The organism is Streptomyces umbrinus, from assembly GCF_030817415.1.
In the GTDB taxonomy this organism is placed as follows: Bacteria; Actinomycetota; Actinomycetes; order Streptomycetales; family Streptomycetaceae; genus Streptomyces; species Streptomyces umbrinus_A.
Genome location: NZ_JAUSZI010000002.1, coordinates 9,489,608 through 9,503,076, shown reverse-complemented (window position 1 = coordinate 9,503,076; position 13,469 = coordinate 9,489,608). Strand labels below are relative to the sequence as shown.

The 13,469-nt window shown below is 69.7% G+C and carries 14 protein-coding genes; 1 reads left to right on the top strand and 13 read right to left on the bottom strand.

Annotation, left to right across the window (positions count from 1 at the left end; translation table 11 throughout):
- Positions 1–5: 5 nt before the first annotated feature.
- Complete coding sequence (locus tag QF035_RS42010; protein ID WP_307526643.1) at positions 6–983, bottom strand: aspartate carbamoyltransferase catalytic subunit; 978 nt, start codon at positions 981–983, stop codon at positions 6–8.
- Between the two features lie 137 nt (positions 984–1,120).
- Positions 1,121–1,711 carry a bifunctional pyr operon transcriptional regulator/uracil phosphoribosyltransferase PyrR gene (gene pyrR / locus QF035_RS42005; protein ID WP_200399521.1) on the bottom strand — a complete coding sequence of 197 codons (591 nt, stop codon included), beginning with the start codon at positions 1,709–1,711 and terminating at the stop codon, positions 1,121–1,123.
- 243 nt (positions 1,712–1,954) lie between these two features.
- On the opposite strand from pyrR, the gene bldD reads away from it, so the two are divergent.
- The gene (bldD, locus tag QF035_RS42000) at positions 1,955–2,455 is read left to right on the top strand and encodes a transcriptional regulator BldD (RefSeq protein WP_027751102.1); all 501 of its coding nucleotides are present in this window, start codon (positions 1,955–1,957) and stop codon (positions 2,453–2,455) included.
- 171 nt (positions 2,456–2,626) lie between these two features.
- Here the strand turns inward: bldD and QF035_RS41995 are convergent, their stop codons facing one another.
- The 11 genes from QF035_RS41995 to mltG form a co-directional block, all read right to left on the bottom strand.
- The gene (locus QF035_RS41995; protein ID WP_373466926.1) at positions 2,627–3,754 is read right to left on the bottom strand and encodes an IS30 family transposase; all 1,128 of its coding nucleotides are present in this window, start codon (positions 3,752–3,754) and stop codon (positions 2,627–2,629) included.
- Positions 3,755–4,021: 267 nt separating this feature from the next.
- Complete coding sequence (gene nusB / locus QF035_RS41990; RefSeq protein WP_143635383.1) at positions 4,022–4,456, bottom strand: transcription antitermination factor NusB; 435 nt, start codon at positions 4,454–4,456, stop codon at positions 4,022–4,024.
- Positions 4,457–4,458: 2 nt separating this feature from the next.
- The gene (efp, locus tag QF035_RS41985; RefSeq protein WP_055613844.1) at positions 4,459–5,025 is read right to left on the bottom strand and encodes an elongation factor P; all 567 of its coding nucleotides are present in this window, start codon (positions 5,023–5,025) and stop codon (positions 4,459–4,461) included.
- A gap of 58 nt (positions 5,026–5,083) precedes the next feature.
- The gene (locus QF035_RS41980; RefSeq protein ID WP_307526639.1) at positions 5,084–6,190 is read right to left on the bottom strand and encodes an aminopeptidase P family protein; all 1,107 of its coding nucleotides are present in this window, start codon (positions 6,188–6,190) and stop codon (positions 5,084–5,086) included.
- A gap of 193 nt (positions 6,191–6,383) precedes the next feature.
- Positions 6,384–7,292, bottom strand: coding sequence for a Pro-rich N-terminal domain-containing protein (locus tag QF035_RS41975; protein WP_307526637.1), 909 nt, complete (start codon positions 7,290–7,292; stop codon positions 6,384–6,386).
- 184 nt (positions 7,293–7,476) lie between these two features.
- Positions 7,477–8,568, bottom strand: coding sequence for a 3-dehydroquinate synthase (gene aroB / locus QF035_RS41970; protein ID WP_190229283.1), 1,092 nt, complete (start codon positions 8,566–8,568; stop codon positions 7,477–7,479).
- The gene (locus QF035_RS41965) at positions 8,565–9,047 is read right to left on the bottom strand and encodes a shikimate kinase (RefSeq protein ID WP_307531819.1); all 483 of its coding nucleotides are present in this window, start codon (positions 9,045–9,047) and stop codon (positions 8,565–8,567) included. Before QF035_RS41965 ends, aroB begins: the two co-directional genes overlap by 4 nt.
- Before the next feature lie 29 nt (positions 9,048–9,076).
- Positions 9,077–10,261, bottom strand: coding sequence for a chorismate synthase (gene aroC, locus QF035_RS41960; protein WP_055618429.1), 1,185 nt, complete (start codon positions 10,259–10,261; stop codon positions 9,077–9,079).
- Between the two features lie 167 nt (positions 10,262–10,428).
- Positions 10,429–10,698 (bottom strand): hypothetical protein, encoded by a 270-nt coding sequence (locus QF035_RS41955; RefSeq protein ID WP_307526631.1) that lies wholly within the window; start codon positions 10,696–10,698, stop codon positions 10,429–10,431.
- Between the two features lie 69 nt (positions 10,699–10,767).
- The gene (locus QF035_RS41950; protein WP_266741750.1) at positions 10,768–11,619 is read right to left on the bottom strand and encodes a shikimate dehydrogenase; all 852 of its coding nucleotides are present in this window, start codon (positions 11,617–11,619) and stop codon (positions 10,768–10,770) included.
- On the bottom strand, positions 11,597–13,453 hold the full coding sequence (gene mltG / locus QF035_RS41945) for an endolytic transglycosylase MltG (protein ID WP_307526629.1): 1,857 nt from the start codon (positions 13,451–13,453) through the stop codon (positions 11,597–11,599). Before mltG ends, QF035_RS41950 begins: the two co-directional genes overlap by 23 nt.
- Positions 13,454–13,469: the final 16 nt, after the last annotated feature.

Genomic DNA, 13,469 nt, shown 5'->3' with positions numbered 1-13,469 from the left:
GTGACTTACTTCTCCTCGGTACGGGTGTGGGTGACGGCGGGCTCGTTGCCGCCGAGAAGCAGGTAGAGCACGGCCATCCGGATCGAGACGCCGTTGGCGACCTGCTCGATGGCGGTGCAGCGCTCGGAGTCGGCGACCTCGGCGGTGATCTCCATACCGCGGACCATCGGCCCGGGGTGCATCACGATGGCGTGCTCGGGCATCTTCGCCATCCGGTCCCCGTCGAGCCCGTAGCGCCGCGAGTACTCGCGCTCGGTCGGGAAGAACGCCGCGTTCATCCGCTCGCGCTGCACGCGCAGCAGCATCACGGCGTCGGACTTGGAGAGCGTGCTGTCCAGGTCGTACGAGACCTCGCAGGGCCAGGACTCGACGCCGACGGGCACCAGGGTCGGCGGGGCGACGAGGGTGACCTCGGCGCCGAGGGTGTGCAGCAGGTCGACGTTCGAGCGGGCGACGCGGCTGTGCAGGATGTCGCCGACGAGCGTGATGCGCTTGCCTGCCAGGTCCTGGCCGAGGCCCGCGTCCCGGCCGACGAGCCGGCGGCGCATGGTGAAGGCGTCGAGCAGGGCCTGCGTGGGGTGCTGGTGGGTGCCGTCGCCCGCGTTGATGACGGCGGCGTCGATCCAGCCGGAGGTGGCGAGCCGGTACGGGGCTCCGGAGGCGCCGTGCCGGATGACGACGGCGTCGACGCCCATGGCTTCGAGGGTCTGCGCGGTGTCCTTCAGGGACTCGCCCTTGGAGACGCTGGATCCCTTGGCGGTGAAGTTGATGACGTCCGCGGAGAGACGCTTCTCCGCGGCCTCGAACGAGATCCTCGTCCGGGTGGAGTCCTCGAAGAAGAGGTTGACGACGGTGCGGCCGCGCAGGGTCGGCAGTTTCTTGATCGGCCGGTCGGCGACCCGGGCCATCTCCTCGGCGGTGTCGAGGATCAGGACGGCGTCGTCGCGGGTGAGGTCGGCGGCCGAGATGAGATGACGCTGCATCTGTCAGGCTCCGTAAGGCAGTTCAGGTCGGGAAGCGGGGGCCCGGAAGGTGTCCCCTCAGCAGGGCACAGCCGGGCGGACGCGGGCGCGCGGAAGCGCACTCGGGGTCCTACGAGCGGACGTACGGCTGTGTGCCGCTACTGCTCGCCGGGCCGGGCGGTCCGCTTCACACCGAGCAGCACGGTGTCGCGACCGTCCTCCTCGGCGAGCTGGACCTTGACCGTCTCCCGCAACGACGTGGGGAGGTTCTTGCCGACGTAGTCGGCGCGGATCGGGAGTTCGCGGTGGCCTCTGTCGACGAGGACCGCGAGCTGTACCGCGCGGGGACGCCCTATGTCGTTCAGCGCGTCGAGGGCGGCCCGGATGGTGCGGCCGGAGAAGAGCACGTCGTCGACGAGGACGACCAGGCGGCCGTCGATGCCGTCACCGGGAATGTCGGTACGGGCCAGCGCACGCGGCGGGTGCATGCGCAGGTCATCGCGGTACATGGTGATGTCGAGGGAGCCGACCGGGATCTTGCGGTCGGTGATCTCTTCGAGCTTGGCGGCCAGCCGCTGGGCGAGAAAGACGCCTCTGGTCGGAATGCCGAGAAGCACCACGTCGTCGGCGCCCTTGGCGCGTTCGACGATCTCGTGGGCGATGCGGGTCAGCACCCGCGCGATGTCGGGGGCTTCCAGAACGGGCCGGGCATCGGCCTCGTACTGCTGCTTGTCCTGCTCTGAGTCCATACGAAACGGACCTCCTTCTCCGCCTCACGGGACGGATCATTAAAGGACGTCGGAATTGCGCCAACCACGGTACCAGCCCGGCAACGCCCCTGATCACCCCCTTGGCACCAGCCGTACCGGGCTCCCACGGAAGGGTCGGTCCGGACCATTCGGCTTGACGAGGCAGAGTCACGCTGCGTAACCTCACAGTGAGTCACCAGCCGCGCGGCCGAGCCGCACGTCGACACAGTGCCGGGGAGCTATATGTCCAGCGAATACGCCAAACAGCTCGGGGCCAAGCTCCGCGCCATCCGCACCCAGCAGGGCCTTTCCCTCCACGGCGTCGAGGAGAAGTCCCAGGGCCGCTGGAAGGCGGTCGTGGTCGGTTCCTATGAGCGCGGCGACCGCGCCGTGACCGTGCAGCGTCTCGCCGAACTGGCGGACTTCTACGGCGTGCCGGTGCAGGAACTGCTGCCGGGCACCACTCCGGGCGGCGCCGCCGAGCCGCCGCCGAAGCTGGTCCTCGACCTTGAGCGGCTGGCCCACGTGCCGGCCGAAAAGGCGGGCCCCCTGCAGCGCTACGCGGCGACGATCCAGTCCCAGCGCGGCGACTACAACGGCAAGGTGCTGTCGATCCGCCAGGACGACCTGCGCACGCTCGCCGTCATCTACGACCAGTCCCCCTCGGTCCTCACCGAGCAGCTGATCAGCTGGGGAGTCCTGGACGCCGACGCGCGCCGCGCGGTCTCCCACGAGGACGCCTGACCCGTACCAGGACTGAGAAGAAACGTGCCGCCGGGGTGGCCGGAACCAGACGGTTCCGGCCACCCCGGCGGCTTTCTGCAGGCGTCGGGGACGCCGGAGGTACGGGAGAACGCCGGAGGGCCCCCAGCATCCGGCGAATTCGAGGGGTCGTTGCAACACGTGGTCGGTTGTTCAGGCCGCGAGTAGTTTAGACAGGCGCTCGGCTGGGGTTTCCCAGCCGAGCGTTTTGCGTGGGCGGCTGTTGAGTTCGGCGGCGGCTGCGTCCAGGTGCTTGCGGGTGTGGACGGACAGGTCGGTGCCCTTGGGGAAGTACTGCCGCAGCAGGCCGTTGGTGTTCTCGTTCGAGCCGCGCTGCCAGGGACTGGCCGGGTTGCAGAAGTAGACCGGGATGTCGGTGGCGATGGTGAATGCCTGGTGGGCGGCCATCTCCGAGCCCTGGTCCCAGGTGAGGGAACGCCGCAGGTGGGGCGGCAGGGTTTGGACGGTTTCCACGAGAGCGTCGCGGGTGCTGGCCGCGCTGTGGTCGATGGGCAGGTGGACCAGCATCACGTAACGGGTGGTGCGTTCGACGAGTGTGCCGATCGCCGATTTGTGGTCCTTGCCGATGATGAGGTCGCCTTCCCAGTGTCCTGGGACGGCCCGGTCGTCGGCTTCTGCCGGGCGGTCGCTGACCATGACCATGTTCGGGATCGATCGGGGCTGGCGCTTGTATGCCTGCCGGTGAGGACGTCGGCGGGCGCGTCCGCTGCGCAGGGCGCGGGCCAGTTCCCGGCGCAGTTCGCCCCGTCCCTGGACGTAGAGGGCCTGGTAGATCGTCTCGTGGGTCACGTGCATCTCCGGCCGGCTGGGGAACCGTATGCGCAGAGCGTGGCAGATCTGTTCCGGGCTCCACCGCAGGGTCAGGTGGTCCTGGACGAAGTCCCGCAGTTCGGCGCTCTGGCCGATCTTCCCCGGCTTGGGGCGGGGCCGGCGGGCGTCGGCGCGGGCCTGGGCGGCGTGGGGCCGGTACTGGCCGTTGGTGGGATGCCGGTTGCGGCGGATCTCCCTGCTGATGGTCGAGGGGCTGCGGCCCAGCTCGGCGGCGATCGCGCGGATGGTGGTTCTCTCGCGGAGCCGGTCGGCTATGTGGATGCGGTCAGCCTCGCGCAGGTAGCGGGAAGGGCCAGAAGGAGGCGGCGCCTCCTGGTAGATCGGAGGCGCCGCCTTCTTCCGGCCGACGTTCGCGTGTGAACCGTTACGCCATCTTTTGCCGGTCCGCAGGTTGATGCCGACGATTCGGCAGGCTTCCTGACTGCTCACGCCTTGCTGCATGAGCTGGAAGTATGCGGCCCGTTCCCGGTCCAGCTTCTTCGGCCCCTGCCGCTGGCGTTCCTTGCGTACTTCGAAGTCCATCGCATCCCCTGACTGGGGGTGTTGCGACGACCACTAGAACTCAAGTCCTGCTGGGGGCCCTCCGGCGTTCCTACGTCCTGCGAGTCCGGCCCCGTAAGGGGCGCGGGGAACTGCGCGACCAGCCCAATGCGACCCGCACCTCACATCGAACCGCGCGGAGCGAATCGCTGAGGCTCAAACCTCGTCGCGCCGAAGCGACGACTTGAGCTCCTTGAACCGGCCGAGCAGACCGTTCACGAACGCGGGCGACTCATCCGTGGAGAACTCCTTGGCGAGCTGCACGGCCTCGTCGAGCACCACCGCATCCGGGGTCTCGTCGACCCAGATCAGCTCATAGGCGCCCAGACGCAGGATGTTGCGGTCGACGACCGGCATCCTGTCGAGCGTCCAGCTCACCGCGTACTGCGAGATCAGCTCGTCGATGCGCTTCGCGTACTTCGCGTAGCCCTCGACGAGCTGCATGGTGTACTCGCTCACCGGCGGCTGCCGGGTGTCGGTCCGGGAGTGCCGGATCCAGTCACCCAGGACCGTCTGGACGTCCACGCCGCGCTGGTCCCCCTCGAAGAGGATCTGGAAGGCGCGCTTGCGGGCCGTATTGCGGGCAGCCACGGTTAGCTGTTCACCCGGCCGAGGTAGTCGCTCGAACGGGTGTCGACCTTGATCTTCTCACCGGTGGTGATGAAGAGCGGGACCTGGATCTGGTAACCGGTCTCCAGGGTGGCGGGCTTGGTGCCGCCGGTGGAGCGGTCGCCCTGGACACCCGGCTCGGTCTCCTGGATGACCAGCTCGACGGCGGCCGGCAGCTCGACGAAGAGCACCTCGCCCTCGTGCTGGGCCACGGTGGCGGTGAAGCCCTCGATCAGGAAGTTGGCGGCGTCGCCGACGGCCTTGCGGTCGACCATGAGCTGGTCGTAGGTCTCCATGTCCATGAAGACGAAGTACTCGCCGTCCATGTACGAGAACTGCATGTCACGCTTGTCGACAGTGGCCGTCTCGACCTTGACGCCGGCGTTGAACGTCTTGTCGACGACCTTGCCGGAAAGCACGTTCTTCAGCTTGGTGCGCACGAAGGCCGGGCCCTTGCCGGGCTTGACGTGCTGGAACTCGACGACGGACCAGAGCTGGCCGCCTTCGAGCTTGAGCACCAGGCCGTTCTTGAGGTCGTTCGTGGAAGCCACGGTTGCGGAATCTCCTGGACTGACGTGGACGACCCCGGAACACGCGCACAGCGGGAAGCTAGAGCGCGAGCAGCTCCTTGGTCGTAATGGTGAGTAGCTCGGGTCCGCCGTCCGCCTCGGGGCGCACGACGAGCGTGTCATCGATCCGGACACCGCCCCGGCCCGGGATGTGGACCCCCGGTTCGACGGTGACCGGCACGCAAGCGTCCAGTTTACCCATGGCCGCGGGGGCCAACTGCGGGTCCTCGTCGATTTCGAGCCCCACACCGTGTCCGGTCAGCGGAGGAAGGCCGTCCGCATACCCCGCGGAGTCGAGAATCTGGCGGGCCGCACGGTCCACGTCACGGTAGGCGGCGCCGGGTACGAGGGCCTCCCGGCCGGCGCGCTGGGATGCGAAGACGAGGTCGTACAGCTCGATCTGCCAGTCGGCGGGCGAGGTCCCGATGACGAAGGTGCGGCCGATCTCGCAACGGTAGCCGCGGTAGGTCGCGCCGAGGCAGACGGAGAGGAAATCTCCTTCTTCGACCCGGCGGTCGGTGGGCCGGTGGCCGCGGTGCCCGGAGTTCGGCCCCGTGCCGACCGAGGTCGTGAAGGCCGGGCCGTCGGCGCCGTGGTCGACCAGACGGCGTTCGAGTTCCAGGGCGAGATGGCGTTCCGTGCGGCCGACCAGGATGGACTCCAGGAGCTCGCTCAGCGCCTGGTCGGCGATCTCCGCGCCGATGCGCAGGCAGGAGATCTCCTCCTCGTCCTTGATCACACGCAGCTGCTCGACGGCCGCGCCGAGGTCGCCGAGTCGGAGCCGGGGCGCCACCGAGCCGATCGCCCGGTGCCGGGTCACAGTCAGGTGATGCTCCTCGACTGCGAGGGAGTCGGCACCCTGGGCCGAGGCGAGGTCCGCCGCGGCGACGGCGGGGTCGCCGCCGGGGCTCGGCAGCGTGTGCGTCCGGAGGGCCTCGTCCGGCCTGCCCTCGTCGAGCGGGGCTTCGGGGGGACCGCCGTACACGAGCAGGTCCTCGGTCTTGCCCAGCAGGAGTACGGCGCCGTGGGGGGCCACGCCCGCGAGGTAGCGGACGTTGGCGGGGCGGGAGATCAGCGCGGTTGCGCTGCCGCTTGCCGTGCAGCGCTCTCTCAGCCGGTCGCGGCGGGCCGCGTACGCCTCTGACATGACCCGAGCGTATGAGCTTCGCGGGGTTGGCGCCGGTTGGGGGAGGCCGAGTGGGGGTTCCGGACGGGGGGGCGGGGTGCGGCCGGAGGTTGTGTGCCGGGTGCGGGTCGGTGGGGGCTTGTCGCGCAGTTCCCCGCGCCCCTTGAGTTGGCTGGGGTCAGCCCCCTCTTGGAAGTTCCCTAAGAAGAGTCCCCTACCACTGCGGCGGACTCGCGATCGACCGTGCCAGTACGTCGTCCAGGACTCGGGCCGTCTGGGGCACGTCGAGTTGGGAGTTGTCGATGATGGGAAGGCCGGAGCCGTACCAGCCCGCCATGCGGCCGTGGATGCGGGCGACCTCCTCGTCGGTGAGGCGGCGGTTTCCGGAGCGCTCGGCGTTGCGCTCCAGGACTATCTCCAGACCCGGCAGGAGGACGACCGGCAGCAGGCCGGGACCGACGTGCCGCTTCCAGCCGCCGAGGCCGACGACGGGCCGGTCGGGGAAGACCGCGTCGTCGAGGATGCAGGAGATGTTGTTGGCCAGGAAGTTGCGGGCCGCGAAGCCGCAGGTACGGCGGGCGAGACGATACTGCGCCTCCGAGTGGTCGTTCCACCCCGACTGCGGGTCCGCGAAGCCCGAGCGCACCCATTCGCGTACGTCGTCCAGGCTGATGTGCGCGGTGGGCACCCTGCGGTGGTCGGCCCAGTACTTGGCGACGCTGGTCTTGCCGGCGCCGGCGGGTCCGATGAGCAGGACGGCGAGGGTGGTGCACGTCGGATCGGGCGTGCCCGCAGCGGCGGGCGGCGCGCTCGGCATCGGGACGGGACCGCCCGGCGGCAGCTGTACGTGGCCCGTGGTGTCCGGCGTCGGCGGCGGAGCGTGGTGCGGGACCGTGTGATGCGGGGCGGGCGCGTGGCCCGGTGGATGGGGAGCGGCGGGCCCGGTCGGCGCTCCGGCGAAGCCGGGCGGCGGGCCCACGGGCGCGGGACCCTGGGGCGCGCCGGCTGGCGCGGAGCCCGGGTGGTGCGGTCCCGGGTGTTGTGCGGCCTGCGACCAGCCGACGGCCGGTCCGTGCCCCGGCTGGTGGGGCGGCGGCAGCGGAGACCCCACTGCGTGCTGCATCCGGTGCCACTCCGTCTCGTGTCTTTGGCTGACTCGCCGCAGGCAATTTGGCGCTGGGAGCGGGGCACCCGCCCCACTCCCTACCGAACGGTACCGTCCCCGGCCGCCGTTTGGTGAACGGCGGGGGACGGTCCGAAGTGCCCCTCCGCACAAGGCAAATCAGACCAAGTGTCGCCGGAGGGGGCTATTCGCCCACTTCGCCGTAGGCGGCGAGGAGCACCGCCGGGTCGGGGCCCTCCAGGACGGTGGGCTTGCCCAGGCCGTCTAGGACGATGAAGCGGAGGAGGTTGCCGCGGGACTTCTTGTCGACCTTCATGGTCTCCAGGAGCTTGGGCCACTGGTCGTAGCGGTAGCTCAGAGGCAGCCCGACCGACTCCAGGATCGTGCGGTGCCGGTCCGCGGTCGCGTCGTCGAGGCGCCCCGCCAGTCGGCCCAGCTCGGCCGCGAAGTGCATGCCGACCGCCACCGCCGCGCCATGCCGCCACTCGTAGCGCTCGTTCTTCTCGATGGCGTGGGCGAGGGTGTGCCCGTAGTTCAGGATCTCGCGCAGCCCGGACTCCTTCAGGTCGGACGAGACGACCTCGGCCTTGACCTTGATGGAGCGCTCGATGAGCTCGGCGGTGTGCGGTCCCTCGGGGGTGCGGGCACCCTGCGGGTCGGCCTCGATGAGTTCGAGGATCGTCGGGTCGGCGATGAAGCCGGCCTTGATGATCTCGGCGAGCCCGGACACGAAGTCGTGGACCGGCAGCGAGTCGAGGGCGGCCAGGTCGCAGAGCACACCGGCGGGCGGGTGGAAGGCGCCGACGAGGTTCTTGCCCTCGGCGGTGTTGATGCCGGTCTTTCCGCCGACCGCCGCGTCCACCATGGCCAGCACGGTGGTCGGGATGGCGATCCAGCGCACTCCGCGCAGCCAGGTCGCCGCCACGAATCCGGCGAGGTCGGTGGTCGCCCCGCCGCCCACGCCGACGATCACGTCGGTACGGGTGAAGCCGGACTGTCCCAGCGCCTTCCAGCAGTACGCGGCGACCTCGGCGGTCTTGGCCTCCTCCGCGTTGGGCACCTGGATGGCGACGGCGTCGAAGCCCTGCCCGGCCAGGTCGGCCCGCAACGCCTCGCCGGTCTCGGCGAGCGCCTCGGGATGGATCACCGCGACCCGCTTGGCCCGCTCCCCGACCAACGTGCCCAATTCACCGAGCAGTTGGCGGCCGACCAGCACCTCGTACGGCTCGCTGCCCGCCGTGCCGCCGACGTGGATCCGCGTCACTGCCTCGCTCATGCTTCCTTCAACTCCAGTGCGTCGAGGACCGCTTGGGCGACCTCTTCGGGGGTGCGGCCGTCGGTGGCCACCACGGCGGTCGCGACCTCGGTGTAGAGGTGGCGGCGGGCGTCCATCAGCTCGCGCCACTGCCGGCGCGGGTTGACGGCCAGCAGCGGCCGTGCCGTGTTCAGGCCCGTGCGCTTGACGGCTTCCTCGACGTCCATCGAGAGGTACACGACGGGCTGTCCGGCCAGCAGCGCCCGGGTGTCCGCGTCGAGGATCGCGCCGCCGCCGAGTGCCAGCACGCCGTCGTACCCGGCCAGGGCCCGGTGCACCGCCTGCTTCTCGATCGAGCGGAAGGCGGGTTCGCCCTCGTCGACGAAGATGTCCGCGATGGTGCGGCCCTGCTCGGCCACGATGTCGCCGTCGGTGTCCCGGTAGGCGCAGCCGAGCCGCTCCGCGACCAGCTCGCCGACCGTGGACTTGCCGACCCCCATGGGGCCGACCAGGATCACGCGCGGAGCGCTCACCGCACGACCAGGTTCTGGAGGTACGACTCGACGTTGCGCCGCGTCTCGGGCACGGAGTCGCCGCCGAACTTCTCGGCCACCGCGTCCGCGAGGACCAGCGCCACCATGGCCTCGGCGACGATGCCCGCGGCCGGGACCGCGCACACGTCCGAACGCTGGTGGTGTGCCTTGGTCGCCTCGCCGGTCGCCACGTCGATGGTGGCGAGCGCGCGCGGCACCGTCGCGATGGGCTTCATGGCGGCCCGTACGCGCAGGAGTTCGCCGGTCGTCAGACCGCCCTCGGTGCCGCCGGAGCGCCCCGAGGTCCGCTTGATGCCCTCGTCGGTCCGCACGATCTCGTCGTGCGCCTTCGAGCCGGGCACCCGCGCCAGGTCGAAGCCGTCGCCGACCTCGACGCCCTTGATGGCCTGGATGCCCATGAGAGCGGCCGCGAGCCGGGCGTCGAGCCGACGGTCCCAGTGCACGTGCGAGCCGAGGCCCACCGGCACGTCGTACGCGAGGACCTCGACCACGCCGCCGAGCGTGTCACCGTCCTTGTGGGCCTGGTCGATCTCCGCGACCATCGCCTTCGACGCGTCCGCGTCCAGGCAGCGCACCGGGTCGGCGTCGAGCCTCTCCACGTCGGCGGGGGTCGGGTAGACGCCGTACGGCGCCTTCGCGGCGGCCAGCTCGACGACGTGCGAGACGACCTCGATGCCCGCCGTCTCCTTCAGGTACGAACGCGCCACCGCGCCGAGCGCGACCCGGGCCGCGGTCTCCCGCGCGGAGGCCCGCTCCAGGATCGGCCGGGCCTCGTCGAAGCCGTACTTCTGCATACCGGCGAGGTCGGCGTGACCGGGGCGGGGCCGGGTCAGCGGAGCGTTGCGGGCCAGTTCGGCGAGGATCTGCGGGTCGACGGGGTCGGCCGCCATGACCTGCTCCCACTTGGGCCACTCGGTGTTGCCCACCATGATCGCGACCGGAGAGCCCAGGGTGAGACCGTGCCGTACGCCGCCCAGGAAGGTGATCTCGTCGCGCTCGAACTTCATGCGCGCGCCGCGTCCATACCCGAGGCGCCGCCTGGCCAGGTGGTCCGCCACCATCTCCGTGGTGATCGGCACGCCGGCGGGAAGTCCCTCCAGCGTCGCGACTAGTGCGGGACCGTGGGACTCCCCCGCGGTCAGCCAGCGCAACCTGCTCAACGGTGCTCCTCATGCTCGCGCCCTGGTACTGCGTACTGCCCTGCGTACGCGCGTCCTCGCGTACGGCGACGGCGCGACCGGGTGCGCGGCCCTGGCCCGCCGGTAACGATCCTCCCACGTCCGCGCCGCCTGCCCCGCCGCAGGTCCATCAGGCGGACGTGGCCGGGTCACGCCGTGGCGTCGTCCTGGCGGGTCGGGGGCGCGTAGGACCCCAGGTAGTCGGCGCCGCGGCCCTGCCCGTACTGCGCCGCCGCGTGGACGGGCCGCCCCGCGCGCACCGCCCGCCGATACGCGAGCTTGCGCTTCAGCTTGTAGGCCCAGGTCGCGAGCACGACGGCCACCACGAGACAGAGCACGGCGATCTGCACCCAGTCCGGCAGGAAGCGCAGCACTGCCTCGAATATCTCCGACTTCCACGACGCCAGCGTCACATGCATGGATCAGCCCCCCGGCTCCCCCGTGTTCCGCCCCCTGCGGAACCGAAGGCCGAATCGTATAGGCCGGTCCTACCTGCTCGCGAGCGCCTTCTCGCCCGCTGTCCGCATGGCGTCCAGCGGGGCCGGCACCCGTCCGGTCATCTGCTCGACCTGGAGCACCGCCTGGTGCACCAGCAGGTCGAGGCCGCTGACGACGGCTCCTCCGTACGCCGACCAGCGCGCCGCCAGTGCGGTGGGCCACGGGTCGTACAGCACGTCGAAGAGCGTGGCGGGCCGTTCGGGGACCACGGACGAGAGGACATCGGTGGTACCCGCCGGGGTGGTGGCGATGACGAGCGGCGCGCGCAGGGCATGCTCCGCGTCCGCCCAATCCTCCGTACGCACCTCTACGTCGAGCCGCTCACCCCACTGCCGCATCTCGGCGGCGCGCGCCTGGCTGCGGACGTATGCGACGACCTCGCCCGTGCAGATCCGCGCGAGGGCGGCAAGCGCGGAGGAGGCGGTGGCGCCCGCGCCGAGGATCGCGGCGGAGTCCACCTGCTCGATCCCCCGCTCGCGCAGGGCGGCGACCATCCCGGGGACGTCGGTGTTGTCGCCGAGGCGCCGCCCGTCCTCGGTGAACACCACGGTGTTCACGGCCTCGACGGCTGAGGCGGTCTCGCTGATCTCGTCGAGCAGCGGAATGACCGCCCGCTTCAGCGGCATCGTCAGCGACAGCCCGGCCCATTCGGGACCGAGTTTCCCGACGAATCCCGGCAGGGCCGCCTCGTCGACCTCGAAACGGTCGTACGACCAGTCGTCGAGGCCCAGTTCCTCGTACGCGGCACGGTGCAGCACCGGGGAAAGGGAATGGGCGATCGGGGAACCGAGTACGGCGGCTCGACTTCTCCGGTCTCCGTCAGTCCTTGTTGCGCCGTGCATTGAATTCCTTAACCAGTTTCTGGTGCTCGCTCAGGGTCTTGGTGAAGTCCGTCTTCTTGCCGTCGATGGAGATGAAGAACATCCACGCACCGCCGTCCGGACTCACCGACGCCTTCAGCGCGTCCCCGCCGGGATTTCCGATCGGCCCGGGCGGAAGACCCTTGTAGAAGTACGTGTTGTACGGGTCGTCGTAGTTGCGGATCTCGCTCGTCGCAATGTCGATCTTGCTCTGACCCTTGAGGTAATTGTAGGTCGAGTCGAATTCGAGCTTCTGGTTGGTGACGTCGTTCGTCGACTTCAGGCGGTTGTAGACGACGGCGGCCATCTTCTTGAAGTCCTCGTGCGTGATGCCTTCGGCTTGGACGAGGCTCGCAACCGTGATGACCTGCAACGGGTCGTTCAGGTTGAGTTCCTTGGCCTTCTTCTCCAGGTCGTATTTGGCATACTCCTGCTTGGCCTGCGACACCATTTCCTTCAGGACCGCCTCGGGCTTCATCCCCTTGGCGGCGGGATAGGTCGCCGGATAGAGGAATCCTTCCAGCGGGTCCTTGATGTCGCTGTCGTTGTTCGCCCAGTCCGGAAGTCCGAGGCTCTTGTACTTCTTCTCGGCGACATCCGCGGTGGTGCCCTTGGAAAGCCCCAGCTGTTTGTCGATCGCCGCGTAGACCGTGACGTTCCGCTGCCCTTCCCTGACGACCAGGCTGTTCTGGCTCTTGGGGTCGAGCATCAGCGCGACAGCGCTTTCGGCGGACATCTCCTTCTTGAGCAGATAGGAGCCCGGCTGAATCTTGTCCCCGTCCGGATTCTTCCCCTGGGCGGACACGAAGGCGTCCACACTCTTGACGACGCCCGCCGCCTTGAGCTTCTGGCCGATCACCGATCCGAAGGCGCCCTTGGGAATCACGACGGTCACCCGGTCGCTCGTGCCGTCGCCCGCGTAGTCCGGCGCTGAGCCGAAACGATCCTGGTAGAACTGGTAGCCGACATAGCCGACGCCGCCGACCACTCCGGTGAGGACGAGCGTCACGACCAGGCAGGCAGAGCCGCTCCGGCTCTTCTTCTCGCCTTTGCCCTTGCCCCCCTTGTCGCCTTTGCCTGCCTTGCCGCGCCGACGGCCTTTGGCGTCGTCCTCGAAGTCGTCGTCATCGTCGTCGTCATCGCCGCCCGCGAAGAACGCGTGCTCGCCCTGGTCAGGACCCGGGTCCCAGTCGGTCTGCGGCGGCTCCGGCTCGGCTCCGCGGCGGCTCGGCGGCTCCGGCGGCGGATACGCGTCGGGGGTCCCGTAGTAGTCGGGCTGCTGAGCGCCGTACGCGGCGGCCTGGCCGCCGTAGGGATCGTTCGGATCGACGCCGTACGGGACCTGGGGATGCTGCGGCTGCTGTTGGTGTTGCTGGTGCTGTTGGTGCTGTTGCCCCGTGTTGTCCCAGCCACCGTTGTACTGCTGGCCGTTGTTGTACTGCTGACCATCGTTGTACTGCCGGCCGTCGCCGTACTGCTGACCGCCGTTGTACTGCTGACCACCCTGGTCGTGGTACCCCTGCCCACCCTGGCCGTTGTACTGCTGCGGAGCCTGACCGCCGTACTGCTGATCCTGGACGTACTGCTGCTGGTGACCCTGGCTGTAGTACTGCTGCTGACCCTGGTCGTAGCCGGCCTGCTGGGCGGCTCCCCAGTCGCCGTACTGCTGCTGCGGCTCCTGCGGGTGGTGCTGCGGCTGGCCGCCGTAGGGGGACTGGGCCGCGTCGGCCTCCTGTCCTCCCCATCCGCCGTCCCCGAACAACGGGTCCTCCGGATGCCACGGTTCGGAGCCTGGGCCCCGGCCATACTCAGTCATCGATCCCCTAGAGCCG